26 protein-coding genes are annotated in these 25,673 nt (G+C 62.0%); 8 read left to right on the top strand and 18 right to left on the bottom strand.

The genetic code is table 11. From position 1 onward, the window contains the following. Positions 1-878: M24 family metallopeptidase (locus M9890_02710; GenBank protein ID MCO5175871.1), on the bottom strand; the 878-nt coding region annotated here is incomplete at its 3' end. Positions 879-1,003: 125 nt separating this feature from the next. On the opposite strand from M9890_02710, the gene M9890_02705 reads away from it, so the two are divergent. Both M9890_02705 and M9890_02700 read left to right on the top strand, forming a co-directional pair. After that, positions 1,004-2,137, top strand: coding sequence for an acyl-CoA dehydrogenase family protein (locus tag M9890_02705; GenBank protein MCO5175870.1), 1,134 nt, complete (start codon positions 1,004-1,006; stop codon positions 2,135-2,137). 78 nt (positions 2,138-2,215) lie between these two features. Then, positions 2,216-3,634 (top strand): amidohydrolase, encoded by a 1,419-nt coding sequence (locus M9890_02700; GenBank protein MCO5175869.1) that lies wholly within the window; start codon positions 2,216-2,218, stop codon positions 3,632-3,634. A gap of 39 nt (positions 3,635-3,673) precedes the next feature. Here the strand turns inward: M9890_02700 and pip are convergent, their stop codons facing one another. The 3 genes from pip to M9890_02685 all read right to left on the bottom strand — a co-directional run bounded on the left by pip (position 3,674) and on the right by M9890_02685 (position 7,130). Next, positions 3,674-4,627, bottom strand: coding sequence for a prolyl aminopeptidase (gene pip, locus M9890_02695; protein MCO5175868.1), 954 nt, complete (start codon positions 4,625-4,627; stop codon positions 3,674-3,676). Positions 4,628-5,000: 373 nt separating this feature from the next. After that, the gene (locus M9890_02690; GenBank protein ID MCO5175867.1) at positions 5,001-5,384 is read right to left on the bottom strand and encodes a cupin domain-containing protein; all 384 of its coding nucleotides are present in this window, start codon (positions 5,382-5,384) and stop codon (positions 5,001-5,003) included. Between the two features lie 33 nt (positions 5,385-5,417). Then, positions 5,418-7,130, bottom strand: a complete 1,713-nt coding sequence (locus tag M9890_02685; GenBank protein MCO5175866.1) for an urease subunit alpha — start codon at positions 7,128-7,130, stop codon at positions 5,418-5,420. An 87-nt stretch (positions 7,131-7,217) separates the two neighbouring features. Here M9890_02685 and M9890_02680 point away from each other — a divergent pair, with 87 nt between their 5' ends. Next, the gene (locus M9890_02680) at positions 7,218-8,321 is read left to right on the top strand and encodes a C45 family autoproteolytic acyltransferase/hydrolase (GenBank protein ID MCO5175865.1); all 1,104 of its coding nucleotides are present in this window, start codon (positions 7,218-7,220) and stop codon (positions 8,319-8,321) included. Here M9890_02680 and ureB read toward each other — a convergent pair. The 3 genes from ureB to M9890_02665 are packed head-to-tail and all read right to left on the bottom strand — an operon-like array spanning position 8,316 to position 9,995. Beyond that, on the bottom strand, positions 8,316-8,705 hold the full coding sequence (gene ureB / locus M9890_02675) for an urease subunit beta (protein MCO5175864.1): 390 nt from the start codon (positions 8,703-8,705) through the stop codon (positions 8,316-8,318). The genes M9890_02680 and ureB overlap by 6 nt on opposite strands. Further along, positions 8,702-9,016 (bottom strand): urease subunit gamma, encoded by a 315-nt coding sequence (locus M9890_02670; GenBank protein ID MCO5175863.1) that lies wholly within the window; start codon positions 9,014-9,016, stop codon positions 8,702-8,704. The genes ureB and M9890_02670 overlap by 4 nt, the downstream gene beginning before the upstream one ends. Further along, positions 8,991-9,995, bottom strand: a complete 1,005-nt coding sequence (locus tag M9890_02665; protein MCO5175862.1) for a hypothetical protein — start codon at positions 9,993-9,995, stop codon at positions 8,991-8,993. The genes M9890_02670 and M9890_02665 overlap by 26 nt, the downstream gene beginning before the upstream one ends. Before the next feature lie 129 nt (positions 9,996-10,124). Here M9890_02665 and M9890_02660 point away from each other — a divergent pair, with 129 nt between their 5' ends. After that, a complete protein-coding gene (locus tag M9890_02660) occupies positions 10,125-10,742 on the top strand; it encodes an HD domain-containing protein (protein ID MCO5175861.1) in 618 nt (205 codons plus the stop codon). Between the two features lie 21 nt (positions 10,743-10,763). On the opposite strand, the gene M9890_02655 is transcribed toward M9890_02660, so the two are convergent. From M9890_02655 to M9890_02625, 7 genes are all read right to left on the bottom strand, one after another. Then, positions 10,764-11,399 carry a response regulator transcription factor gene (locus tag M9890_02655; protein ID MCO5175860.1) on the bottom strand — a complete coding sequence of 212 codons (636 nt, stop codon included), beginning with the start codon at positions 11,397-11,399 and terminating at the stop codon, positions 10,764-10,766. An 82-nt stretch (positions 11,400-11,481) separates the two neighbouring features. Next, the gene (locus M9890_02650) at positions 11,482-13,608 is read right to left on the bottom strand and encodes a sensor histidine kinase (protein ID MCO5175859.1); all 2,127 of its coding nucleotides are present in this window, start codon (positions 13,606-13,608) and stop codon (positions 11,482-11,484) included. A 120-nt stretch (positions 13,609-13,728) separates the two neighbouring features. Continuing rightward, positions 13,729-14,115, bottom strand: coding sequence for a hypothetical protein (locus M9890_02645; GenBank protein MCO5175858.1), 387 nt, complete (start codon positions 14,113-14,115; stop codon positions 13,729-13,731). A 194-nt stretch (positions 14,116-14,309) separates the two neighbouring features. Next, entirely contained in the window at positions 14,310-15,797 is a 1,488-nt protein-coding gene (locus M9890_02640; GenBank protein MCO5175857.1) for an ATP-binding protein, read from the bottom strand. Positions 15,798-15,814: 17 nt separating this feature from the next. Further along, positions 15,815-16,525, bottom strand: coding sequence for a response regulator transcription factor (locus tag M9890_02635; protein ID MCO5175856.1), 711 nt, complete (start codon positions 16,523-16,525; stop codon positions 15,815-15,817). An 18-nt stretch (positions 16,526-16,543) separates the two neighbouring features. Continuing rightward, positions 16,544-17,851 (bottom strand): insulinase family protein, encoded by a 1,308-nt coding sequence (locus M9890_02630; protein ID MCO5175855.1) that lies wholly within the window; start codon positions 17,849-17,851, stop codon positions 16,544-16,546. Positions 17,852-17,868: 17 nt separating this feature from the next. Continuing rightward, positions 17,869-18,375 (bottom strand): CinA family protein, encoded by a 507-nt coding sequence (locus tag M9890_02625; protein MCO5175854.1) that lies wholly within the window; start codon positions 18,373-18,375, stop codon positions 17,869-17,871. 145 nt (positions 18,376-18,520) lie between these two features. On the opposite strand from M9890_02625, the gene M9890_02620 reads away from it, so the two are divergent. After that, positions 18,521-18,961: a hypothetical protein gene (locus tag M9890_02620; protein ID MCO5175853.1), complete on the top strand. Its 441-nt coding sequence runs from the start codon at positions 18,521-18,523 to the stop codon at positions 18,959-18,961. A 55-nt stretch (positions 18,962-19,016) separates the two neighbouring features. Here the strand turns inward: M9890_02620 and M9890_02615 are convergent, their stop codons facing one another. Further along, on the bottom strand, positions 19,017-19,565 hold the full coding sequence (locus M9890_02615) for a cytochrome c (GenBank protein MCO5175852.1): 549 nt from the start codon (positions 19,563-19,565) through the stop codon (positions 19,017-19,019). 204 nt (positions 19,566-19,769) lie between these two features. Between M9890_02615 and M9890_02610 the strand changes: the two genes are divergently transcribed. Next, on the top strand, positions 19,770-20,198 hold the full coding sequence (locus M9890_02610) for a DUF4878 domain-containing protein (GenBank protein ID MCO5175851.1): 429 nt from the start codon (positions 19,770-19,772) through the stop codon (positions 20,196-20,198). Here M9890_02610 and M9890_02605 read toward each other — a convergent pair. After that, the gene (locus M9890_02605; protein MCO5175850.1) at positions 20,193-21,014 is read right to left on the bottom strand and encodes a class A beta-lactamase-related serine hydrolase; all 822 of its coding nucleotides are present in this window, start codon (positions 21,012-21,014) and stop codon (positions 20,193-20,195) included. The two genes, M9890_02610 and M9890_02605, sit on opposite strands and share 6 nt — an antisense overlap. A gap of 554 nt (positions 21,015-21,568) precedes the next feature. Between M9890_02605 and rlmN the strand changes: the two genes are divergently transcribed. Then, positions 21,569-22,645 carry a 23S rRNA (adenine(2503)-C(2))-methyltransferase RlmN gene (rlmN, locus tag M9890_02600; protein ID MCO5175849.1) on the top strand — a complete coding sequence of 359 codons (1,077 nt, stop codon included), beginning with the start codon at positions 21,569-21,571 and terminating at the stop codon, positions 22,643-22,645. Positions 22,646-22,715: 70 nt separating this feature from the next. Then, positions 22,716-23,948 carry a nickel pincer cofactor biosynthesis protein LarC gene (gene larC / locus M9890_02595; protein ID MCO5175848.1) on the top strand — a complete coding sequence of 411 codons (1,233 nt, stop codon included), beginning with the start codon at positions 22,716-22,718 and terminating at the stop codon, positions 23,946-23,948. On the opposite strand, the gene M9890_02590 is transcribed toward larC, so the two are convergent. Together M9890_02590 and M9890_02585 are read right to left on the bottom strand one after the other, a co-directional pair. Then, a complete protein-coding gene (locus tag M9890_02590; protein MCO5175847.1) occupies positions 23,934-24,809 on the bottom strand; it encodes an alpha/beta fold hydrolase in 876 nt (291 codons plus the stop codon). The two genes, larC and M9890_02590, sit on opposite strands and share 15 nt — an antisense overlap. Next, positions 24,806-25,636, bottom strand: a complete 831-nt coding sequence (locus M9890_02585) for a slipin family protein (protein ID MCO5175846.1) — start codon at positions 25,634-25,636, stop codon at positions 24,806-24,808. The genes M9890_02590 and M9890_02585 overlap by 4 nt, the downstream gene beginning before the upstream one ends. Between the last annotated feature and the right edge of the window lie 37 nt (positions 25,637-25,673).

Here is a 25,673-nt window from a genome sequence, read left to right as displayed (position 1 = left end):
GGCGCGGCCGTGGCAAAGTTCGCGTCCAGCATACGATCGACCGTCTCGAACATGTGCCGCTGGGTGTCGTTCGGCGGGCCGACGACGGCCGAGCGGCAGATGTCGAATCCGTAGCCGCGATAGCTGCCGCGAATCTCCATCTGCGCCATGTCGCCGCGCTCCAACACCCTGTCGGTAGCGAACGGGCGGATCAGCGGCTCGCCGGATCGATAGACGCCGCTCTGGCAGGTGAGCGAGGTATTCGTCGCGCCGAGCGAGCGCAGCGTGCGATCAACGTCGTTAACGACATCCTGTTCGGTGCGACCGGCGCGGTATGCCTGCATGGCGGTTTCAGCGCCGGCGTCGGCGATCCTGGCCGCCTCGCGCAGGATCTGCTGCTCCATCTCGTCCTTCGTCGTCCGCATCGTCCAGAGGATGTCGTCGGCGAAGTAGAAGCTGCAATACGGCAGGGCAACGCGGATGTCGTTGTAGAGCAGGACCGGCATGAACTCCTCGCCAACGATGCCCCAGCGTTCGCCGTTCTCCAGTCCGTAGTTACTGATGACACGCGCCAGCCCACGCGGCAGATTGGTATCAACCTCGACCTGCTCGATGGTGATGTCCGGCTCGTAGTACGGAGATGTGACCAGCAGCGTTTCCGGCTTGTCGACCGGAATGATGACGGCACAGTAGCCGCGACCGCGTTGCTCGTACATCGACGGGTGTGATCCGGCGATCGGGCGATGGTTGGCGAGATAGAGTCCGTTACCGGCGCGATCCGGGTCGCGCGACAGGACAATCAGGCCGGCGAAGCTCCGTGCGCTTGCCTCAACACGGCAGCGCTGTCGCCTCGCTGCGTAGGACTCCAGTGGAATTGCCAGGTTGGCAGTCTCAGTCATGTGCTCATTTCCTCCCCATAGCACTATTGCGAACCGGTCTCCCCGTTGCGAAAGGTACCGTACCGTACAATCCGCCCATGAACACCTATTCCCCATCGGGCAGCAGCTGGGGTCATGACGATCTCGTGCAACTCGTTCGCTCGATTGCACCGTCAGTCGCCGCGAGTGACGAGCGCTTTCTTCACGCTGCGCCGAATGATGACATCATCACAACGCTGGCAAATGCCGGCCTGCTCGGCCTTCTGATACCGAAACGCTATGGCGGTATGGGTCGGGATTACACAGCGCTCGGAGCAGTCTGCGAAGAGCTCGGCGCGATCGATACGGCGCACCAGGTGAGCTTCACCGTCCATCTGGCGCTGACCTCGATGGGCATCCTGCAGTGGGGCACTGATGCGCAGCGGGAACGCTGGCTGCCGGAGTTAGCGAGCGGCAGGGAGATCGGCACGTTCGCGCTGACTGAGCCGGACGCTGGCTCGGACGTCGGCGCGTTGCGTATGCGTGCGCGACGGGTCGATGGTGGCTACGTCCTCGACGGCGAGAAATCGTGGATCAGCGCCGCGAATCAGGCGTCGCTCTATATCGTCTTTGCTTCGGTCGATCTCACGCTACGCCACAAGGGCATCACCGCGTTCGTCGTGCCCGCCGATTCGCCTGGTGTATCGTCAACGGTGCTGCACGGCAAACTCGGCTTGCGTTCCGGAGATACTGGCACGGTTGTCTGTAGCGCTGCATTCGTGCCGGATGACGCTGTGCTTGGCAACGTTGGTGAAGGCTTTGTCGTCGCACTTTCGACGCTCGGTAACGGCCTGTTTACGGTCGGTTGCGGCGCGCTCGGCATCGCCCGCGCCTGTCGCGAATGGACCGCCGACTTCCTGCGCCAGACAGGCGCAGGTGATCAGGGTGATCTCGGTCAGCTGGCAGCGATGTCGGCGCGTGAACAGACAGCGCGCTCGTTGCTGGTTCGCGCGGCAGCACTCAAGAATGTCGGCCGACCCAACGCGCAGGAGACGGGCCTGGCAAAGTGGCGAGCTTCAAACGCAGGCGTCGACAACGCGCGCGACGCGCTGGAGATCTGGAGCCGCCATTGCGCAGGAGAGCAGCCGATGCTCCTGCGGCACGCGTTCAACGCCAAGGGCGCAGTGATCTACGGCGGCACGTCCGAGATCCATACGACGATGCAGGGTGCCTATGCGCTCGGCGACCGGATCGAGCGGCCGTTTCGCCGCCCATCGCCCACTGCAGCCGACCTCACCTGAGAGAACTTCCAAAGGTGGTTACAATGCTCAAGCCCGGGGACGGCCCCGGCCCGACAGACACACCGTTGGGAGGGATGCATGCTCAAGCACCGCGAGGTTGGCGACTGGATTGATGAGCGCCAGGAGCGCTTCACAACCATCTCCGACACTATCTGGGAATACGCCGAAGTCGCGCTCGCCGAAACGAAGTCGTGCCAACTACAGGCCGAAGACCTTGAAGCAGATGGCTTCCGCGTCACACGCAACGTCGGCGGACTGCCGACCGCGATCGTCGCCGAGTGGGGCGAAGGCGCGCCGATCATCGGGTTCCTCGGCGAGTACGATGCTCTGCCGGAACTGTCGCAGAAGAATCAAGCGGCGCAGGATCCGCTCGTCCCCGGTGGCGCAGGGCACGGCTGCGGCCACAATCTGCTGGGCACCGCCAGCCTGGCTGCCGCATCGGCAGTGAAGAGCTGGCTGCAGGAGACTGGTCGCAAGGGCACCGTGCGGTACTACGGCTGCCCAGCCGAAGAGACCGGCGCTGGCAAGGTGTTCATGGCGCGCGCTGGCGCGTTCGCTGATCTCGATGCCGCAATCACCTGGCATCCGGGCAGCAAGATCTCGGTTATGCGCGGCAGCTCGCTGGCGATCGACCACGCGACCTTCCGCTTCTTCGGCAAAACAGCCCACGCTGCTGGTGCACCGGAGATGGGCCGCTCGGCGCTTGACGCCGTCGAGCTGATGAACATCGCCGTGAACTATCTCCGCGAGCATGTCATCGAGGCCGCTCGTATCCACTACGTCATCACCAATGGGGGAGGGCAGCCGAACGTCGTGCCGGCCGAGGCCGAGGTCTGGTACTACATCCGCGCACCACGCCGCGATCAGGTCGATCCGATCACGCAACGCATCCTTACGATCGCCGAGGCTGCGGCGGCGATGACCGAGACGCGCGTCGAGGTCCACGACCTCTATGGCATCCACGGCTTCCTGCCGAACCAGACACTCGCGTCGCTCGGCATGGACGTGCTGGAGGCGCTGGGTCCGATGGAGTTCACCGCCGAAGAAGAGGCCTACGCTCGGGAGGTGTCCGACGCTTTCGGCGAGGCGGCCCGCATCCGCGCGCTTGAGCACTCAGGTCTGCCGAAGGATATGAAAGACAAGGTCCTGCTGACCGAGCCGGTGCAACCGACTGACGAGGGCAAGACGATGTCCGGCTCGACTGACGTAGCCGAGGCGAGCTGGAATGCGCCGACGGTGCAATTCTCGACGACGACCTGGGCGCTCGGCGCGCCGGGACACTCGTGGGGCATCACCGCGACCGGCGCGATGTCGATTGGGCACAAGGGCATGATTCACGCTGCCAAGGCTATGGCGATCACCGCCGCCCAGCTCATTGACGACCCGGACCTGCTGGCCAGGGCCAAGGCCGAGTTCGAAGAGCAGACCGACGGCTACACCTACGCGGCCCCGATCCCCGAAGGGACCGAACCGCCAAAGGCGCGCGTTCGCGCGTAGCGCCGACCGTTGAGCGTGGCCGCAGCATCGTGCTGCGGCCTACGCTCGCGCGAGCTCGTCCAGTGCATCAACCACGAGGCCGGGGAACTCGTCGCCGCCGTGCCCGCCCTGCTGCATCACCGTTAGCGTCGCGGTTTTCCAGCGCTTCGAAAGCTCCCACGGAATACCGAGCGGGCTGCTGATGTCGTAGCGACCGTGGATGAGGCGGCCCGGGATGCCGTTCAGCTTTGCCGCGTCGCGGATAAGCTGGTCTTCCTCCAGGAATGCCGCGTTGCTCCAGTAGTGCGTCACGAGCCGCGCAAACCGCAGCCGGAACTCCGCATCGTTGTAGCGCGGGCTCGGCTGGAACCCCGGCGCGAGCGAGACGTGCACGTCCTCCCAGATACACCACTCTCGCGCGGCGTGCTCCTGCAACGCCGGGTCAGGATCGCGCAGCATGGCCGCATAAGCATCAATGAGCCGCATATCGCGAAAGCGCTTAGGGACGGCACCGGCGAAGCGATCCCACTCCTGCGGGAAGACGCGCCCCATATCCTCAGTGATCCACTCAACTTCGCGCCGCGAGGTCGTCGTCACCAGCCCAAGGACCAAGCCGCGGACGCGGTCCAGATGCGTGTGCGCATATGCCTGCGCCAGCGTCGTGCCCCAGGAGAAGCCGAGCAGCACCCACTGATCGACGCCATGCATCTCGCGCAATGCCTCCATGTCGGCAATCAGATGCTGCGTCGTGTTGGTCGACAGATCGGCGTTCGGATCACTCGCCAGCGGTCGGCTGCGGCCGGTACCGCGCTGGTCGAACAGGATCGCTCGGTAAACGTTTGGGTCGAAGAAGCGGCGCTGGCCCGGTGATGCGCCCGATCCCGGCCCGCCATGCACGAAGAGCGCAGGGATGCCGTTCGGATTGCCGCACGCTTCCCAGTAGACCTCGTGCCCATCTCCGGTGTCGAGCATGCCCTGCTCGAATGGTTCGATCTCGGGGTATCTGCGGTCCATGAGTTCTCCGTATCTGTAGCAATGACGTTTGGGGATTGTAAGGTGTGGACCCCAGCGTACCCTGCTATTTCGGCAGAGCACCTGACCGCGTCGGACTGAGTCGCACGGGTGGGAGATCTTTCGGTTGCGACCTCAAGATGACAGGGGGAAATGGAGGTTGCCAAGCCAGCCACTCGACATTGCCGTCAATGGCGAGTCGTTCGATACGACAGCCATCCTCGCCTCCTGTCATCTACCGCCCAAGGGGCACCCGGCAGTGAGAGATCTCCCACCCGCTCGACGCAGTCCGATTGAGGATGCTGTTACTCCCGCCAGCACTGCACCCTGGCTAGCGCGCGCTCAATAGCCCGACCCTGAAGCCGACGACAGCAGCCTACTCGCTCATTCCTCCCGATCCGCCACTCGTCGGCCAGAGGCCGGCGCGGCGGCGGTGGATGGTCATATAGGCGAAGCGGCTGGCGTCGCTTCGGATCGAGCGCCATGTGCCTTTCGGGATGACCACTGCGCTCCGGGGCTTGACATGAATGTCTTGCTGGTCGATCTGCACCGTGCCGGTTCCATCAACGCCGATGACGACGACATCGACCTCATTGTTGCGATGGCCTTCGATTGGCGTTTCGTTGGTGATGACGACGACGTTCATATTGAGATCGGTTGATGTCGCCGACCAGATCGCCCCGGTTGTTGTTGCTGACTCGGCAATATCGCTTGCTGAAATGAGCTCACCGATGGCGCGCTCACTAACTGACTCGCTCACTTCCTATCCCTTCGAGATAGATCTGCTCCTGAGCTACGCAAGGAAATAGCGCTGGCTCAGCGGTAATTGCTCGGCCGGCGGATTGATCACCGGCTCGCCGTCGATATAGACCTCGTTTGTCGCTGGATCGACCTGCACGCGCGGACTGGCTGCGTTATGCAGCATGGCGTCCTTGTATGTCTTACGGACGTCGCGCACTGCGACCGGCTTCCGGCGCAAGTGCTCGCCGCCCGGTATTCCGGCGGTCGCGTAGCGCGAGACGAAGTTGACAGCCAGTTCGGCCGGCGCGAGACCCATCCCGCCCCACATCGGGCGGTAGACGAGCGGCTGGCTGGACCGCGTCGATCCCTGCCCATCGCCGACCTGCGCGCTGGCAACGAAGCCGCCTTTGATGATCGCCGATGGCTTGACGCCGAAAAAGGCAGGCTGCCAGAGCACCAGATCGGCGATCTTGCCCGGCTCCAGGCTGCCGACCTCGTGGTCCAGCCCATGCGCGATGGCGGCGTTGATCGTGTATTTCGCGATGTACTGCATGATGCGCTGGTTGTCGTCGCCGTCGCCGGTGTTGGGGTCGAACCCGCCGCCGCGCACCTGCTTCATGTGGTGCGCCAGTTGCCATGTGCGCGAGATGACTTCGCCGATCCGGCCCATGCCCTGCGAATCCGACGAAACCATCGCGATTGCGCCGATGTCGTGCAGCACATCCTCAGCGGCGATGGTTGAGGCGCGGACGCGGTCGCGTGCGGCAGCCATGTCCTCCGGGTTCTGGCGATCCAGCCGGTGGATGGCGATGATCATGTCGAGCTGCTCCGCGATCGAGTTGATCGACCACGGCAACGTCGGGTTCGTCGATGAGCCGATAATGCGCGGATCACCGGCGATTTCGATCAGGTTCGGCGCGTGACCGCCGCCGGAGCCCTCCACGTGATACGCGTGGATCGAGCGACCGGCGATTGCCGCGATCGTTTCGGCCAATGCACCGGCTTCGTTCAAGCCATCGGTATGGATGGCGACCTGCCCACCGGCCAGGTCGGCGACAGACAGACAGGTATCAATGACGGCTGGGAACGCACCGACATCCTCGTGGATTTTTAGCCCCGATGCGCCGACCTCAAAGGCTGTTTCGAGTTGTGCTCGGTCGCTTGATCCTCGTGCAAGTACGGCGAGGTTGATCGGGATGGCTTCGAATGCTTCGAAGACGTGGCGCATGTTATTCAGCGGGTTGACGCCAAGATCCCAGACGCCGCCGCTGCCCTGTCCGACGAGTGTCGTGATGCCGGAATACGCAGCAGCGCCGACGATGCTCGACGACGACAGATGGACGTGTGTGTCAATACCGCCGGGTGTGACGATGGCACCGTCGGCGGCTATCATGCCAGTGGCGCTGCCGATGAGCAGATCGACGTTTTCCATGATGTCAGGGTTGCCCGCTCGCCCGATACCCGCGATCCGTCCATCCTTGATGCCGATGTTACTGCGGAAAATGCCCAGCACCGGATCGACGATGATGGCGTTGGTGATGACCAGATCGAGCTGGCTGGCGCTGGTCTTGCCGTTCCAGCCGCTACGGCCGAAGAGCATGCCGTCGCGCATGGGGCGACCGAAGCCGGCGAGGGGCTCAAATCCGTGGAGGGTGTCGTCGCGCTCGACGCGGGCGAACAGGTTGGTGTCCGCCAGCCGGATGCGGTCGCCGGTCGTCGCGCCGTAGCGGCGGTTGTATTCTTCGCGCTCCATCCTGACCGGCATAGATGCTCCCCTCCCTGCACCGTGATGACGGACTGGAGGCATGATACCCTGTCCTCGCTGACTACCAGAGCGTGAGGAGGATGGGTGATGAACGCGACCGATGTCATGAGCGCTCCCCAGGTGGGGGGACGAACGTTCCCGAAGTTCCACTTTTCCGGCAGCCACCTGCAGATCGGCGAGCAATTTGGCGAGGCATGCTCCGAGTACATCCATCGTCATCTCGATAAGGCGATGACGCGGCTGGATCAGCGCTCGTCGCTGGATCGCGAGACAGCCCTCGATCTTGCGATGGCATATCGCCCGTGGGTGCAACGCTACGCACCGTTCTTCGATGACGAGATCCAGGGTGTCGCCCGCGGCGCGGCCTCGCTGCCGGAGGCGTATCTGCTGCAGTTGCGCGCTGAAGTTGCCACGCCGGTCGATCCTGACGACACGGCAGAATGCACTACGTTCGCTGTCCAGCCCGAAGCGACCAGCAACGGCATCGGGATGGTTGGGCAGAACGCCGACCTACCCGCGTTCTACGGCGAGATCGCGATTGTCGCTGAGATCGTGCCGGACGACGCGCCACGTGTCCTGATGCTCATGCCGGCCGGCCAGGTGTCCTACATCGGCATCAACGATCGTGGCCTCGGCGTCTTCGCCAACTTCGTCACCTGCGATGGCTGGCGACGCGGCTTCCCTCGCTACTTCCTGTCGCGGCTCGCGCTGACTCACGACACGGTTGACGAAGCGATTGAGGCTGTCCGCGGCGTCCGCCGCGCCTCATCACGCAACCTCATCATGCTCGACGGTCGCGGCGTCGCTGCCGATCTGGAGACGACTGCTTCGCGCGACGCGCGGCTCGATCCGGTCGACGGCATTCTGGCGCACGCGAACCACTATGTCGCGGACGACCTGCTTGAAGAGGAGCGCTCGTCTGAGGAATACGTCGGCAACTCCCGGGCACGTATGACGCAGATGCAGGCATTGCTGAGCGAGCGGCGCGGCAGTCTGAATGCAGACGAGATGGAGACGGTCATGCGTGACCGCACCTGCTATCCGGACGCAATTTGCCGCATGCCCGACGACAAGCAGGGCAGCGATGTCATCACCTTCGCCTCGGTGATTGCCGAGCCATCCGAGGGTCGTATGCGTGTTGCCGTTGGGCCGCCAAACGAGAATCCCTACGTCCAGCACGCCTTCTCATAGGTCGGCAGATGTGTCCTTCGGGACGTGCTGAAATCCGCGCTCGATGAGCCGCGCGAGTGCTTCGGCGGGATCGTTCTGGTCGAGAGACCCGTTTACGACGCCCTGAAAGCCGTAGACGTTGCGATCCCCGCCGATGGGCACCAGGTTCACGCTGACCGTTGCCCCCGGCTCCAGCCGCACCGCACCGTCTGACGGCACATCCAGCCGCATGCCCCAGGCAGCCAGACGGTCGAACGCCAGGCAGGGGTTGGCCTCGAAGACGTGGAAGTGCGCGGTGATGTGCACCGGCAGCTTGCCGGTATTGGTGATGTCGAGCGTCGTCACTGGCAGACCTGCGTTGATGATGATCGGCTCGTCGCGACGGATGATCTCGCCGGGGATCATGCTTCGTCCTTTCGAATCGGATTCAGGACTGTCACCAGCCGCGTGCCGTCCGGGAACATCGCGTCGACCTGAATGATTCCCAGCATTTCCGGCACGCCCTCCATCACGTCGGACCGGCGCAGCACCTGCTGTGCATGTTCCACGACCGCGTCGAATGCCATGCCGGCGCGCGCCGCGTCGAAGATCTCGTCGGTAACTAGCGCGACAGCCTCGGGATAGTTGAGCAGCAGGCCGCGAGCGCGATGCTTGCGGGCCAGCTCAGCGGCTGTGAATACCAGTAGTCGATCAGTTTCCTTCGGTGTCAGGGCCATGCTCAACCTCTCGTTCCGGCGCGTCAGGCTGGTCTGGCGGCGCGATTGTCGACGTGCGCTGCCCGCTGAGCGCGATGCGCACCGAGCGTCGGATCGACGCGCGGATCTCTTTCCACTCGGTTGGTGGATCGATGGCATCAACGCTCTCTGGATTATCGCGTGCGATGCGCAGTCCGGTCGGAATATGCCGCTCGATCGCCTGACGGCGTACCACCAGGATAGCGGTGATCAGCACCGATGAGACGACGATGATGCCGACCGCGATGAGGATCGCCAGCGCTGCCAGAGCCCAGGGCGTGTTCTTCCCCACGGTTGAGTCGGCGGTAATCGAGGTTGTTTCGTCGAGCGAGAGTGTCCAGCGCGCTGTACCTTCGGCGACGGTCTGGCCGGTAGCGTCCTGCAAATCCCCGGGCATCGTTGCCGTGTAAGTGACGGTCAGCGCATCGGTCAGCGCAGTTGGGGACTGCGATTGTTGCGAGGGCGGCTGCAAGTCCTCGATGGCCGCTTTGAACGTCGGTCCGTCGAAGGTGAGCTCAAGGTGATACTTGTTGCCACCTACGGCCGGATTGGATCGCGAGAAGGTGCCTTGAAATGGTGCTATCGGACTGGAATCAGAACGATTCAGCATCGAGTTGAGCAGGCTGTTCAGCTCTGTCGCAACATTCGATGAGACCGCAGAGGTTCGCGCGGCTCGGAGGCCCAGTTGTGTGGCGCTATCGACGCGTTGCACTTCGTAGCCATCGTCGGCCATACGTTGCTCGGCGTCGTTGATGGCGGAGGTAAGTCTCGCCAGCTCGGTCGGATCGAGCAGGTCACGCTGAAAGACGATCGCCATCCGCTGGCTTGCGCCGCCATCGGCGACAAACGTCGAGCCGAACTCGACGTTGACGCAAGCTGAAACGGCCAGCGCAACAATCAGCAGCGTGACGATTCGCGCGACCAGCCGGTGTCCTGTTCGTGTCTGACGTGCTCGGGCCAATCACGCCTCCGTCGCTACAGCGCTACGCCGGTGGTCTGGCGCGAACGTAGGGTAACGCATACGTTCGCCCGTTGCCGAGACAGGCACCGTCGCCGCTCTTCCTGATAGCATCTCAACGTGGAGGGAACCGTGTACGAACCGGCGCAAATGCCGATGTCACTGACGATGATTCTCGCGACGCAGGCACCGGACGATGCTGATCGCATCGCCTACGCTTTCCAGTTCGCGGCGCAGGCTCATCTCGGCCAGTTGCGTGACGAGGGCACGCCGTTCATCGAGCATCCGGTTGCAGTTGCCACGATTCTCTGGAGTGAGCTCGGCTGTCGGGATGCCGACATGCTCGTCGCCGCACTGATGCACGATGTCCTTGAGGATAGCCCCGAAATTGAGCCGTCGATTATTGCAGATCTCATCGGCCTACGCTCATTCGAGCTGGTCGAGGCTGTCACAAAGCCGCCAGTTCCAGATTCTGAAAAGCCGGCGCGCGACCGTGCTTACCTCGATCGGATTCGGGATGCTTCGGCGGATGTCCGCCTGCTCAAGCTCGCAGATCGCATCCACAATCTTCGGCAGGTGGTCCGGGCAGGTGACCCGGCCAAGGCACGACGCTATCTGGATGTCAGCCGCCAGGAGTTCTATCCGCTGGCGCTCGCGACCAGCGCCGCTGCCGCCCGCCTGATCGCGGCCGCTTGCGATGATATTGAACGTTATCTCAACATGCAGGCGAACGAGGTCGGAAGTGGCTGATCAGATTGTGCCAGTGACATACTACGCACCATTTCGATCACTGGTGTTGATGCCGATCCCCGCGTCGCGGGCACGAAGAATCGCCTGCGTTCGGTCCGCTACCTGCATTTTGGCAATCACATTCGAGACGTAATTGCGGACGGTCTTGTTGGTCAGAAACAGCGCATTGGCGATCTCTGTATTCGTTTTTCCTTCAGCAAGCAGCGTCAGGATTTGCCGTTCACGGTCGGTCAGTTCGGGGAATGTCGCTGTTGCAGGCTTGCTCGCACGGCTGGTGCTAAAGTGCTGGAGCAAGCGCTCCGCAATGGCCGAACTGAAGATCGCTTCACCTCCAGCAACTGCACGAATTGCCCTCAGCATCTCATCGCGTCCCGCTCCTTTCAGCAAGTAACCTCGCGCACCGGCGCGAATCGCCGCAAACACGGAGTTATCGTCCTCGAACATGGTGACGACGAGAACGCGAGTATGCGGGACGGTCGCCGTGATTTGCCGTGTTGCTTCTATCCCGTTGATGCCCGGCATTTGCAGATCCATCAGAATCACGTCCGGGACGAGCGAGACAGCGAGCGCCACGACATCCAGCCCGGTTGCCGTTTCACCAACGATCTCCGTGTCGGGCGTTGCGTCCAGCAGCGTACGCAGACCATCCCGAAACATCGGATGGTCGTCAGCGATCAGGATTCGGATGGGATCGTCCATACTGCCAGCCTTCGCAGAGATTCAAGAGGTCTGGAGTCCGTCAGGCTCGATCTTGAGCGAAAGGCAAGCGCGACTTCACGCATGTCCCACCGCCTTCCGCAGCACAAATGTCAATGCTGCCGCCCAGCTCGGCAGATCGTTCGTTCATCGAAACAAGACCGACACCATTCCGGCCCCCCGGGTTTGACAATCCGCAGCCGTTGTCAGTGATTATCAGATACAGCGCTGCCTCGTCTACGCCAATCCGGACGTGACAATGCGTCGCTTCTGCATGACGGACCGCATTCGTCACGGCCTCCTGCACGATGCGATATGCCGCGACCTCAACCGCTGCCGGTAGCGCTGGAAGATCAGTTGGCGCAATGAGCTCGATCGACATCGTCGCGTCGTCGTAGCGCGCGAGTTCTGTACGTAATGCTCCAATCAGCCCCAGATCGTCGATTGCGGGTGGGCGAAGTAGATACACAAGGCGGCGAATTTCCACCGTTGCCTCTTGGACTTGCTCTCGGAGGCTGCGTACCAGGTCTTGTGCCTTGACCGGATCGTGTTCTATCAGTGTTTCCGCAACGTCGAGCTTCAGGGCTAGCCCTCCGAGCGTCGGCCCCAACCCGTCGTGCAGATCTCGTCGGAGCCTCCGCCGCTCTTCTTCACGTGTTGTGACAAGCCGCTCGCGAGCACGCTGGAGCTCAGCATTCAGCCGAACCGCATACACTGCCACACCGGACTGGTGAGCCAGATCGTTCAGCAATCGAAGATCGGTCGAATCAAATGCGGTGCTGGCAACACGCGGAGCAAGCAGGAGCGCGCCGACACGTTCGTGTTGATACATAAGTGGCAAGTTCATCGCGATCGGAGCCGGCGTCCCAGCGGAGGATACCGTGACCAGTTGCCCGTCTCGATCCAGGGCAACGGCAGCGTAGGGCAGGCGCAGTGCTTCGCGAACCGTTTCGGCAATCGTTGGGAGGATCGTTTCTGGGGCCAACGTTTCTCCAAGACGCTGCCCAAGCTGAACCAGAACGGCGTAGGGATCATCGCGCCTGCCGTACAACAAGCGGTTCGCGCCGAGCTGTAGTCGGTTTCGAATTGGTTGAAAGGCCAGCGCGACGATTGTTGTCGCGACCAGAGATATGGCGAGATTGCCACCACTGCGAAACAGTGTTCCAAGGTAGCCGACGATGCCAGCGTACAGTCCAACGATCGCGACGCTCAGTCCACCATAAATCAGTGCCCGGTTCAGAATGACATCAATCGTGAACAACCGGAACCTCAGGACGGCGATCACAACGCCGATCGGGACACACAGAGTCGCGGCGGTCGCAACGATTTCGAACAGGAGCCAGCTGCGCTGGACAGTCGCGCTGGACGCATCCGCATCAAAGCCCCCAACGATGCCCAGCATCATGTTCCCCGAAATGAAGACGAACAAAAAGATTCCCAGACTCCCGAGAAACCACTTGATCTGTTGCCTCTCAACGAGGCTCGCCATCCGCCGATAGCGATGGGATTGGGCGCCGATTGCGGTCGGAATCAGGATGATCGGTGGAGCGAGAGCGACAAGCGGGCTTGTGCCTTCCAGCGATTTGGTGATAAAGAAGGTCCAGATGAGCACACCAAGCCATAACGCACTCGGCACGGTTGTCCAGCCTGGGACGAAGCGACCATCTGGAAAAATGTAGAACAGTGTTACGAGTGTGAACATGAAGCAGAGGTCTATTGCGAGGCCGATGTATGCGTGTGCGGGATGAGTGTCGAGCATTGCGAAGTAGTTGGGTGGATAGTCTGCTCCGGCGGCACTGATCAGCAGCGCGGCTACGACAAACGCGATCAGTTCGCGACAACGTCGCACGATCATTGCCGCACACAGAAGCAGGACGATGAGCCGCATGACGAACAGGACCGCCAAGGCAGTGAGGGCAGCGTAGACGCGTTTGTCGTCGAGTGCCTGCTGTACCTGGACGTGGTTGAAGAACGTGTTCAGCCAACTGCCGCGATTGTCGTGGAACAAGGTCAGACTTCGTAGAACGCTTAACCAGATCGCAGCGATAGCCAGAACAACGCAGATACCGCGTGCTGCCAGGAGCGGCACACCAGAGAGTTGCAGCGCTGCGCGGCTGTCGATGCGCTGCGTGTGGAGGGCCTGAGACAGAGGCTGGTCGACGACGGTCATCGCTTGCACACTTTTCCGCTGGCCAACAACATTCTACGGCGGAGAGCCCACGGCAGGAACGATGATGCGAACAGCCGCCCGATGACGTGAGTCATTGGGCGGCTGTTCGTTCTGCTCGCCTTACGCTGTGGCGAAGTTGCGACGTGAGGCAGGTAGGGCCAGCAGAACAAGTGTCACGGCATTGATCACCAATGCGATCGCTCCAATGACTTGTAGGCTGGTTGACGGATCATCGAAGAACAGCGGAACCGTCAACAACACATCAAGAACCGTGATGACGGCACCGATGATGTACCCCCAGCGGTGGTGATTCAGCATGCCGGTCGCTGCTATCAGGCGAACGATTGCCATGACTCCGGCGACGACGAGGAACCCGGCCCCAAAGTCATCGTAGACGAACAGTGAGGCAAGGAATCCACCAACTCCGGCAATAACCAGCAGCACAATCGCTGCGGTCACCGTCGATGGCCGACGTGCGGTTGTGGACGCGAGGATCGAGGATGACATGCGGTTACCCCTTTCTCGACGACGTCGAGACTCACGGGCGTCGTCGGGCGTTTGATTCGGACCACCATGCAGGTGCAGCTACGCCTGATGTATGCAGCGTAGGTTGCACGGCTTTCGACAAACAGGGGCAGGTGTCCCTGGTTTGACCGGGATATCGTCCCGAAAGTACTGCGGACGGTGTGAAGCGTGACCGATCAGGTCAGCACCGGGTCGTGGAGTGCCGCTACTTCAATCGGAGGTTCTGACGTGGTTGTTCGCGGCAGGCGAATGCGGAAGATGGTGCCGTCATCGATTTCGCTTTCGACGTCGATCTGGCCGTGGTGGATTGAGACGATCCAGCGCGCGATAGACAAGCCAAGACCCGCCCCGCCATATCCACGAGATCGTGCGGCTTCGGCGCGATAGAAGCGTTCAAAGATGCGCTGCAGGTGTTCCTCACTGATGCCAGGGCCCGAGTCAGCTACAGCGATGATTGCCTCGTCGCCGTCGCAATCCAGCGCCAGCGACACGTCACCATCCTCGGTTGAGTAGTTGAACGCGTTATCCAGCAGGATGAGGATGAGTTGCCGGAGCTGGTCGGGGTTGCCATCGACGATGATCTGCGGTTCGCTGCCGTCCTCGGCATACGGCAGCGAGATCTCGAACGAGCGACCGTGCGCCAGCGGAGTGGCGAATCGTCCTGCGTCTCGGACGATTTCGATCAGATCGACTGGTTCCATCTCCGGACGCCAGCCAACATCGGCGCGAGCGAGGGTGAGCAGGTGCTGGACGAGGCGCGTCATGCGATCGACCTCGTCACGCACGTCCGTCAGGCCTTCGCGGAGATCGTCGCTGTCGAGAATGCCGCTGTCGATCTGCCGCAACATGATCTCGCTGTTGGCTCGTAGTGCCGTCAGTGGCGTACGGAGTTCATGCGATGCATCAGCCACGAATCGGCGCTGGGCGTTGAACGTCTCTTCCAGACGCGCCAGCATGTCATTGAACGTCTCGGCCAGCAATTGCAGCTCGTCGTGCGTCTTCGGTGGATCGATCCGTTGCGACAGGTCACGCGTGTTGCCGATCGCGCGAGCTGTGTGGCTCATGCGCGAGAGCGGACTGAGCGCACCTTCGCTGATGACCCAGGCACCGGCAGCGAGCAGCAGGATTGCCAGTGCGGAGCCGATCAGCAGCGTTTGTTGCAGTGCGCCGAGCGTGCGCTCGACCGGCGCGAGCGGCTCAGCAATCTGGATGACTGACGTCTCGTTGCGGGATGGGTTGTACAGCGGGCCGGACAGAACTCGCAAGCGCCCGCTGTCGGTCGAGAGTGTGTAGCGGACGGTTTCTCCGCGGACATTGCGCTGGAACGCATCGCCCTGAATCTGGATCACATTCGTTCCGAGGTTGGTGGAGCGGTCTTGGACGATGCCGTTGACATCAAGGATCTGAATATACAGACCGGATGATGCAAATGTATTTGGGTCGAGATCCGGGGGGATGACAATGTAGGGGGTACCTGGAAGGTACCACGCGTCCGGCTGCTCTTGAAGATTACTCTGATAGCTCCGATAGACGGACTTCAGCCGATCGTCGAGGCTGCTGTGCAGATGGCGGGACATCGTGACATAGACGCCGCCGCCGAGGATGAGCAGCGAAACGGCGATGAGCATTGCGGTTGCAAGAACGATGCGGAGGCGAATGGGCATGATGCTCGTTCCGTAGGCTAGTCTCGTCGCAGGACGTACCCCGCCCCGCGAACAGTTTGCAGCAGGCGACTCTCGCCGTCCGCCTCAAGCAGGCGTCGCAGATTCTTCACATAGACTTCCAGCACGTTCGACTCGCCGGGGAAGTCGTAGCCCCACACGCGCTCCATGATCACATCGCGCGGCAGAACCTGATTCGGGTGGCGCAGGAAGAGCATCAGCAGATCAAATTCGCGCGTCGTCAGATCGATCCGGCGCTGGCCGCGGTGGGCAAAGCGGGTCGTCGTGTCGAGCGAGAGATCGCCGTAGCGCAGGATCTCGCCACCCAGACTGAGCGATTCCTCCTCGCGTCGGTCGCGCCTGCGCAGCAGTGCCCGGATGCGCGCGACCAACTCCTCGAAGGCGAACGGCTTGACGAGGTAGTCATCGGCACCAGCGTCGAGTCCGGCGACCCGGTCGGCGACTTCATCGCGCGCGGTCAGCATCAGGATGGGGACTTCTTCGCCAGCGGCTCGTAGGCGACGACAGACTTCGAGCCCGTCGATTCCGGGGATCATGATGTCGAGCACGACCAGGTCAGGCATGTTGTCTCGTGCCAGATTCAGCGCCTGACCGCCGGACTCTGCGACCGTCACCTTGTAGCCCTCGAATGCGAGCCCACGACGAACCGCCGAGGCGATGGCCCGGTCATCTTCGACGATGAGAATGTCGGCCTGCTCAGTCGCGTTCATCTACCCGCCAGTCACCGATCAGAACTTGAGTCGGTCGCGGAAATGTTGCTCATCATCGTACGGCCCGACAATCGCCAGCGACAGCGCCTCTCCGCGAATCAGGTCGCGGGCGAGCTCCAGCATCGATTCGGCATCCACCGCCTCGATGCGCTCCATGACTTCCTCCGGTGTCAGGATCTCGCCGAAGGTCAGCTCCTGCGAGCCGATCCAGCCTGCCACTGAGCGTGAGTCTTCGAGGCCCATGAGCAAGCGACCTTTACGCAGATCCTTCGTTCGGCGCAGCTCTTCTTCCGAAACCGCGGTCGTTCGGATCTTGTTCAGCTCAACGAGAATCGCGTCGATCGTCTCGTCGATACGCTGCAGATCGGTGCCGGCGTAGACGACGCCCTGGCCGACGTCAGCGTATTGGCGGAAGTAACCGAAGACGGAATAGACCAGCCCGCGCCGCTCACGGATCTCCTGGAACAGCCGCGAGCTCATGCCGCTGGAGAGGATTGCGTCGATCATGCCCTGCGAGTAGCGCCGCTCGTCGGTGTAGGGCAGGGCCGGGTGGCCGATGCAGAGATGCGCTTGCTCGGTCGGGCGATTCACGACGCGAATGGCTGGCGCGGTGTGTTGAAAGACGGACGGCAGGAGCTCAATCGGTGCCGAGGCCGACATATCGCCAAAGCAACGGTCGGCGAGCTCAACGACATGATCGTGGTCCACCTTACCGGCAACAGCGATAACGAGGCGCTCCGGGCGATAGAACGTGTCGAGGTAGGCGCGCAGGTCATCGGAGCGGACCGATCCAACAGTCTCTTCAGTGCCGATGATCGAGCGGCCAACCGGCTGGTTGTCCCAGATCACCTCGTCGATCACGTCGTGGACAAGATCGTCCGGCGTGTCGACGATCCCACGGATCTCCTCGAAGATGACGAGGCGCTCCTTTTCGAGCTCATCGTCGGGAAACGTTGAGTTTCGAAGGATGTCGGCGAGAACATCAAACGCCAGATCAAGGCGACCGGCGGGCACCTTCGCCCAATAGTTCGTGCTTTCGCGCCCAGTCGCTGCGTTGAGGATGCCGCCGACCCCTTCGATCTCTTCCGAGATCGTGGCCGGGTCTGGCCGTCGCTCGGTGCCCTTGAACAGCATGTGCTCCAGGACGTGTGAGATACCGGCCTGTGACTCTGCCTCCCAGCGCGAGCCGACGTTGTAGTTGAAGACGATCGTGGCCGAGTGGACATGGTCCATCGGGCTGGTCACGATCCGGACGCCATTCGGTAGCGTCGTCTTGCGGTAGAAATCTGTGGTCTCGTTGCGTGGGCTGGTGGTCGCTACGGTCACTCCGGTTCCTGTTCCCTCTAGCTGGGTGATGTATTCCCCAATATGCGCGACGCCAGCGCCAGCGCCTCATGTATCGACAATTGCATAATCTCTGCCCGGGTTCCTGACAGGTTCAGCTCGCGTACCTCAACGCCATCAGGCCAGCTCACGGCGATGTAGACGAGGCCAACAGGTTTGCGGGCGGTTGCGCCGCCCGGCCCGGCTATGCCTGTGCTGGCGATACCCAGATCGACGCCGACTGCGCCACGGACGCCGGTTGCCATTTCGGCAGCACATTCGGCGCTGACCGCTCCGACCTGCTCCAAGGTCTGCTGCCGCACTCCCAGCAGTTGCGCCTTGGCAGCGTTGGAGTACGAAATGATCCCGCCCATGAAGTAGTCCGACGAACCGGCGATCGATGTGATGGCGTACCCGATGCCGCCGCCGGTACACGATTCGGCGGTCGCACACGTCCAGCCGCGTTGCCGGAGGTGTGCTCCGAGCAGTTCGGCCAGTTCAAGGACTGGTTGCGGAAATGGTGCCATATTCGTTTCCACGATCATCAATTGCGGAGTATGGTTCAGGAACGGTCGATCTTGCAACGTCCAGCAACCCTGAAGAGCGTACTTGTTGGCTCCGGATCGTCCATCCTGCAGATTCGTCAGCTTGTGAAGAGGGGTGGATCGCGCAATGACATACCAGGCCACACGCGACGTAGTTCGGCGGGTCATGCCGCTGCTGGACAAGCTGGCGACGGAGACGATCGACAAAGCCCGACTACTGCAATACCTCTCGGCGTCGGCAGCAGTGGACTGGAAGCTGCTCGACATCGTGGCTGACCGCGTCAATGGCGGCGAGCGTTCGATCACCTATCGCGATCGGAAAAGTGGAGAAGCGCATACGCTCGTCTACCCTGCAGTGCTGTCAGAGTCGATGCGCGATCTGGTGTTGGCGGAATACAAGCGGCTGGCGGTGAGCAAGCCGCTGACCTCAATGGATGTGCAGTTGTTCGATCAGTTGTTTGGACGCAGCCACTGCGACCTGTGCGCCTATCGCGGCGAACAATTCGATCAGTTTCATCGCGAATGCCACTTCGCCGGGCATCCTGTGAACTTCACACCTGAGCCATGAAAAAGCGGGGCACAGAAATAGCGCCCCGCTTCGTAGTCAGTGATGATCTGTCGGGCTATTGCAGCGACTGAATGTAGGCGATGATGTCGGCGACCTTCTGGTCGTCGAGCTGCGCTGAGAAGTCCGGCATGATCGGCGAGTAACCGTCCACGACCTGCTTGTTCGGGCTCATGATGGCATCGTGCAGGTAGGTAACGTCGGCGGTCACTGTCGAGCCGTCGTCCAGCGTGACCTCGTGGCCATACAGACCTTGCCAGGTCGGACCGGTCATCTTGGAGCCATCCACTGAGTGGCAGGCAACGCACCCCATGCTTGTGGCGAGGGCCTTGCCATTGTCAGCGTTGCCGTCAGGAAGTACGACCGGGCTGCTCTCCTCAGGAGGTGCCTCCGGTGAGCCATCCGACGGGGCCGTGGTCGGGCCGGCACTGTTGCGTGCCTCCATCGTCGCCAGCGTCTCCATCGACGTGCCACTATCGTCGCCACCTGCGCATGCTGCGGTGATTGCAGCAACTGCAAGCAACGCTACGACCGCTAGGACCAGTGTCCGCCATCGACCGCCCCTGGAACGGGACGTCGTATCGACCATCTCCCGGATCTCGGACATGCTTTTCATACCTCGGATTCGTCCACCCACCCGCGCGCCCACGCACCGGCGCGCTGCTGTGTAACGTATCACAACCTTGACCGCTTTGCAGCGGGTCGCTTCACTCCGTCTGTATGGAACAATCGCGCATGAGCGGTCAGGTCACGCCGGTGGCAATTGCCCTCTTGTTTGACAGCGTTGATGGGGAGTTCGTCCGTGAGAAGAATGCTATTGCTCGTCGTCCTTGTCGCGATTGTCCTGTCGGGCTGTGGCGGAGGCGACGATGGCGCTGGCGATGCGGTCAAGGACATCGTGACCTCGTTGTCCATCAGCGATTACGCCGGTGCCTGGGGCTCGCTGCACCCCGCCCAGCAGCGCGTGGTCCCCAAGGATCTCTTCATCCGCTGCGGTGTTGATGGCGAAGCGAAGAACGATCCATCGATTGAGAACCTCAAGATCCTCAAGTCCAGTGAGGTCAGTAAGGACATTCCGTGGCTCGGTGAGGTCGAAGCACGCGAAGTCAAGGTCCGCTTCACTCAGGGCGAGAACGACCGAGAGGCGTTCTACGACGTGGTCAAGCTGGACGGCACCTGGCGCTGGACACTCACCGAGCGCTCGCTCAATGCCTTCGAGGCCGGGAACTGCCCGTCATGATCCGGACGCGTCGCCAGCCGGCCACGTGCCACACGCGTTCATCGCCGCGCGGCTGAGCTCGCCGATCGCGAACTCGCCATCATGCTGGTCCGGGAAGTCCTCGCAGAACGCGGCGACGATCGTCCGACCGGCCGGTGTCTCGACAAAACCGACGTCGTTGGTGACGCCCTTAATGCTGCCGGTCTTCGTGCCCCAGCGTATGTCGTCGCTCTCTGGCAGGTAGCGCGGGATACGGCGCGGGTTCTGCTGGCGCGTCAACATTTCGATCATCGCATCGCAACTGGTCGGCGATGCTGCGGTGCCATCGAACAATGACGCAACAACGTTCGCGTAATCGTCGGGTGTGGCGAAGTTCTCCTGCTCACCGGCGACGGCGGGGCGGCCCTTCATCTTGCGCCCGAGTGTTGAGTTCGGCATCTCAAGCTCACGCATGAGAGCATTGACCTCGTCCATCCCGGCCATATCAATCAGGATGTTGGTCGCAGTGTTGTCGCTGATCGAGATCATCAGGTAGATGATGTCGTTGAGCGTGATTCCGATGCCGTCATGCAAGTGCAGCAGCACACCACTGCCAATCGCTTTGTCGTCAGCCGTGAGCGTGTACGGATCGTTGAGCGTGCGTTCGCCGCGATCGATCTGGCGGAAAATCTCGATCATCAGCGGGATCTTCATCGTGCTGGCGGCGCGGAACTGCCGGTCGCCGTTGTGGCTCCAACGCTCGCCATTCGGCCCGATGACGGCGATGCCGACCGTCCCCCCGGACGCAGATTCGATAGTCCCAACCAGCTCGTCGACCGCGCTCCAGTCAGTTGCCACTGGCGCTCCCTCGTATCTCAATTCCATCGACTGTCCTGTGCTCAGGCGCGCTGCCCAAGCCAGACTTCATGTTGGTGCTCAATACCCGCCACGTGCTGGGCTGTCAACTCCAGCGGGTGATCAGCGCAGGTTGTCTTGATCGCACACGCGCGAATTCTTTCCGGCATTGGACTGAGGCGGGCGGGTGGAGATCTTCGGTTGCGACCAAGATGACAGGACAAGGAGGTGGCTATCGGATCCGACTACTCGCCATTGCTGGCACCGACGAACTGCTGGCTTGGAAGCAAACCCTTCGTCCTGTCATCTTGAGGTCGCAACCGAAAGATCTCCCACCCGCCCGACACGGACGACTGTCACCACGCTCCAGCCCAATCCTCTGTGATCCTGAACGAAGTGACGGGCCCGTCCCTCGTGCTGTCGCAACGGACTATTATGTATTCGCAGTCGACATAAGCGTTGCGACGACTGGTATCATTTCCAGAATGAAGAGCATCGAACAGACCACCCCGGAACCACAGTTAGTGATGCGGCCAGTCGCCCGAAATGGGCGGTTCGTGCCGTCGAATGTCTACGAGTTTCAGCTTGATGAACTGGAGGCGTGGTTCACCGAACGGGGTGCGCCGGCATACCGTGCCCGGCAACTGTTCTCGTGGGTATACCGGCAGCATGTCACGAGCTACGACGCAGTCACGGTTCTGCCGAAAGCACTACGTGAGCGGCTGAACGAGGATCTGCCGTTTGCGGCGCTGACTCCCCTGCAGGAGTGGTGGACTGACGACGGCGAAACGCTCAAGGTGCTTTATCAGACCGCCGATGGGCAGACGCTCGAAACGGTGCTGATGTTCTATCCCGATCGCGCGACGGTGTGCGTCTCGTGTCAGGTTGGATGCGCGGTTGGTTGCTCATTCTGCGCGACCGGACTGATGGGCTTGCAGCGCAACCTCAGCGCTGGCGAGATGGTCGCGCAGGTCGTCGATATGGCTCGCCGCGCTGCCGAGAAGGGGCGACCACTGACCAACCTCGTGATGATGGGCATGGGCGAGCCGTTCCACAACTACGACAACGTCATGAAGATGATCGCCATCATCCACGATCCGGTCGGGCTGGGCTTCGGCGCACGCCGGATCACGATCTCGACCTCTGGTGTTGTCCCATTTATCGAGAAGCTGGCTGACGAGCCATACCAGGTTAATCTGGCGATCTCGATCCACGCCGGCAATGACGAGTTGCGTTCGGAGCTGGTGCCGCTCAATCGCCGCTGGCCGTTGGCCGATCTCATCGGAGCGGTGCGACGCTACATCGGCACAACTGGACGCCGAGTGTCGTTCGAGTACGCGATGCTGAACGGGGTCAACACCCGCGACGAGGACGCGCGGCAGCTTGCGCGCCAACTGCGGAATCTGCGTTGCCACGTCAACCTGATCCCGTACAACCCGACGCCCGCGTATCCCTACGAGCGCCCCGCCGAAGACGTGATCAACCACTTCGCAGGCATCCTCAGCCAGGCCGGCATTCCGGCGACTGTTCGCTATTCGCGCGGCGTCGAGATTGCAGCGGCGTGCGGACAGCTCCACGTTGAGCATGCCGCGCGTCGCCGGGCAGCCGCCGGAACGGACATCCCACAGACATAGTTTCACCTGACCTGTTGACGAGTATCCTCTAACCTGACCGGGTATGGCCTGATCGGGGAGGGGAGATCACGTGCGCATCGTCTGGTTCGATCCATATTCAGGTGCCAGCGGCGATATGGTGCTCGGCGCGTTTCTCGACGCCGGGCTGTCAATCGGCGACCTAAATGAAGTGCTGCGTGGCCTCCGGCTGCCTGGTTGGGAGCTGCGATCCGAAGGCGCATCACAGCATGGCATTCACGGTACCCGCGTGCGGGTGATCGTGGAAGGCGACCCCGAGCCGCGTGACTGGAGTGCCATTCGCGATCTGTTAGTGCGGGCTGACTTGCCGGATCCGGTGCGTGCTGCCGCGCTCGCCATGTTCCGCTCGCTAGCCGAAGTCGAAGCGCAGATTCACGGCACGTCCGTTGACCGCGTCCACTTCCACGAGGTTGGCGGTGTCGACGCGATCGTTGACATCGTCGGTACTGCCGCTGCGTTGCACCTGATGGGTATCGAGCGCGTGTACTCCGGGCCACCGGCATTGGGTCGCGGCTTCGCGCAATCTCAGCACGGGACGATCCCCATTCCCGCACCGGCCACGGCAGCGTTGCTGGCTCGGTCAGGCGCGCCGTCGATTGATGCCGACGTGCAGGCCGAGCTGCTAACGCCGACCGGCGCGACAATTCTGACCACGTTGGCTGAGTTTGAGCGCCCCGCCTTCCGATCGACCGCAGTTGGTTACGGATTCGGCCAACGCGAGTTGCCGTGGCCCAATGCGCTGCGGATCTGGCTCGGCGAGATGGTTACGGACGAGACCGGAGATGCTGCGCCGGGGCTGGACACTGAGCTGCTGATCGAAGCCAATATCGACGACATGAACCCGGAGTTCTACGAGCTGCTCCTGGAGCGGTTGTTTGCCGCTGGAGCGCTCGATGCCTATCTGACGCCGATTGTGATGAAGCGAGGACGACCGGCAGTGATCGTCAGCGCGATTATCGCCAGCGAGCGACGCGGGGCGATTGAGGATGTGCTGTTCGACAACAGCAGCACCTTCGGCGTTCGCGCCACGGCGATCGATCGCACGCGCGCCGGTCGGGCCTGGGTGAGTGTCGCGACGCGTTGGGGCGACGTACGGCTGAAGCTGAAGTTCTGGCACGAGCGGGTGGTCGAAGCTACCCCGGAATACGCCGACTGCCTGGAGATCGCCCGCAGTGCCGATGCACCGCTGCGCCTCGTCTATGGCGAGGCGCAGCGAATGGGCGATGCGTTTGTGGGCCGCAAGTCTGCGGATTTCGCCGACGGCGACGCGCTAGCGCAGCAGTGATCCGTTCAGGAATGCGACGATCAGGCGACCCAGCGCGTCCGGCCTGTCTACCGGGAGGAAGTGGTTGGCGTGCTCAAAGATGTCCGTGCGGCTGTCGTGCAGGAGCTTGCCGATCTCCGCGCCGCGATTCGGCGGGAACGTTGGGTCGTTCGCTCCCCACGCCACCAGCCCCGGCCCCTGGAAGTTGTAGAGCGCCTCACGCCAGCGATGGAACTCACCCGACGTCATACCGTCAATCTCATTGAGGCGGCGCAGCACATTCCAGAATCCGTCGGTGAACGGGTGCCAGTAGACCGCCATCACCTCGTCAGTAAGACGGTCCACCTCGTCGACATAGAAGCGGAATGCCTGCTTCAGCATGAACGGGCGTGCAGCGAAAGTGGCGATCTTGCCGACAACCGGCGCGTTGATCATCCGGAGCGGCGAGAGTGATGAGGACTTCCAGTCGTCGAGCCAGACGCTGGTGTTGGTCACGACCATTGCGCTGACACGCTCCGGACTGCGCGCCAGAAATTCGCAGGCGACGAGTGCGCCGTAATCGTGTCCAACGAGCGCCACACGCTCTGCGCCCAATGCATCCAGCACACCGGTAAGGAATGCCGCCTGTCCATCTGGGGAGAGGTCGGCTGTGTCTGGTCGATCCGCCAGTCCGAATCCCAGTAGGTCCGGCACGATGCAGCGACGCTCCAGTGCCACGACCGGCACTACATCTCGCCAGAGAAAGCTGGATGTGGGGATGCCGTGCAGGAAGACCACGGGATCGCCGACACCCTCATCGAGGACGAACGTGCGCAGGCCATTGACCGTGATCGGCGTCAGTCGTTCCTTCCACCGCGACACGGCCAGATCTGATCGGCTCAAGACGCAGTCTCCTCAGGAGTCGTTGACACCGCCGGTTGTGGTGTCTTGGGGCGATCGTCGTCGCCGCCGCTCTGCGCCAGGCCCATAAACGCGCTGATGAGATCGATCGGCACCGGGAACAGGATGGTCGAGTTCTTCTCCGAGGCAACCTCGGTGAGCGTCTGCAGATAGCGTAGTTGGAGTGCAGTCGGCTCGGTGGCGATGATCGACGCAGCGTTGTGGAGCTGCTGGGCCGCCAGCGCTTCACCTTCGGCGTGGATGATCTTGGCGCGCTTCTCGCGCTCTGCCTCTGCCTGGCGGGCCATCGCGCGCTGCATCGACTCGGGCAGTTCGACATCCTTAATCTCGACGACACTGACCTTGACGCCCCATGGCTCGGTCTGCTCGTCGATGATGGCCTGCAATTTCTGGTTGATGATTTCGCGTTCTGCCAGCAGCTCATCCAGCTCAACCTGCCCGAGGATCGACCGTAGCGTCGTCTGGGCGATCTGCGATGTCGCGCGGACGTAGTCGGCAATATTGACCATCGCCATGCCCGCATCGACGACGCGGAAGTAGGCGACAGCATTCACGTTGACCGTCACGTTGTCGCGCGTGATGACCTCCTGACGTGGAATGTCCATCGTCAACGTCCGGAGATCGACGCGGATCATGCGCTCGACGAACGGCACCAGCAGGATCAGGCCGGGGCCGCGCGCACCGGCGAGGCGTCCGAGCCGGAAGACGACACCGCGCTCGTACTCCTGCACGACCTTGATCGTGGCCGATACAAGGATGATCAGAAAGAGGATGATCGCGCCAACGGCGACCAGAATGCCAGTATCCATTGTTGACCTGCTCCTAACATAACTCGAATTCACGCAA

The sequence above is a fragment of the Thermomicrobiales bacterium genome (genome assembly GCA_023954495.1).
Taxonomy (GTDB): Bacteria; Chloroflexota; Chloroflexia; order Thermomicrobiales; family CFX8; genus JAMLIA01.
This window is presented reverse-complemented; position numbering and strand designations above follow the sequence as displayed.

Excerpts from the sequence above, each read along its gene's own strand:
- M9890_02700 (MCO5175869.1), top strand. The coding sequence starts at position 2,216 with ATGCTCAAGCACCGCGAGGTTGGCGACTGGATTGATGAGCGCCAGGAG.
- pip (MCO5175868.1), bottom strand. The coding sequence starts at position 4,627 with ATGGACCGCAGATACCCCGAGATCGAACCATTCGAGCAGGGCATGCTC.
- M9890_02685 (MCO5175866.1), bottom strand. The coding sequence starts at position 7,130 with ATGCCGGTCAGGATGGAGCGCGAAGAATACAACCGCCGCTACGGCGCG.
- M9890_02680 (MCO5175865.1), top strand. The coding sequence starts at position 7,218 with ATGAACGCGACCGATGTCATGAGCGCTCCCCAGGTGGGGGGACGAACG.
- ureB (MCO5175864.1), bottom strand. The coding sequence starts at position 8,705 with ATGATCCCCGGCGAGATCATCCGTCGCGACGAGCCGATCATCATCAAC.
- M9890_02670 (MCO5175863.1), bottom strand. The coding sequence starts at position 9,016 with ATGGCCCTGACACCGAAGGAAACTGATCGACTACTGGTATTCACAGCC.
- M9890_02655 (MCO5175860.1), bottom strand. The coding sequence starts at position 11,399 with ATGTTTCGGGATGGTCTGCGTACGCTGCTGGACGCAACGCCCGACACG.
- M9890_02650 (MCO5175859.1), bottom strand. The coding sequence starts at position 13,608 with ATGACCGTCGTCGACCAGCCTCTGTCTCAGGCCCTCCACACGCAGCGC.
- M9890_02645 (MCO5175858.1), bottom strand. The coding sequence starts at position 14,115 with ATGTCATCCTCGATCCTCGCGTCCACAACCGCACGTCGGCCATCGACG.
- M9890_02640 (MCO5175857.1), bottom strand. The coding sequence starts at position 15,797 with ATGCCCATTCGCCTCCGCATCGTTCTTGCAACCGCAATGCTCATCGCC.
- M9890_02635 (MCO5175856.1), bottom strand. The coding sequence starts at position 16,525 with ATGAACGCGACTGAGCAGGCCGACATTCTCATCGTCGAAGATGACCGG.
- M9890_02625 (MCO5175854.1), bottom strand. The coding sequence starts at position 18,375 with ATGGCACCATTTCCGCAACCAGTCCTTGAACTGGCCGAACTGCTCGGA.
- M9890_02620 (MCO5175853.1), top strand. The coding sequence starts at position 18,521 with ATGACATACCAGGCCACACGCGACGTAGTTCGGCGGGTCATGCCGCTG.
- M9890_02615 (MCO5175852.1), bottom strand. The coding sequence starts at position 19,565 with ATGTCCGAGATCCGGGAGATGGTCGATACGACGTCCCGTTCCAGGGGC.
- M9890_02610 (MCO5175851.1), top strand. The coding sequence starts at position 19,770 with ATGCTATTGCTCGTCGTCCTTGTCGCGATTGTCCTGTCGGGCTGTGGC.
- M9890_02585 (MCO5175846.1), bottom strand. The coding sequence starts at position 25,636 with ATGGATACTGGCATTCTGGTCGCCGTTGGCGCGATCATCCTCTTTCTG.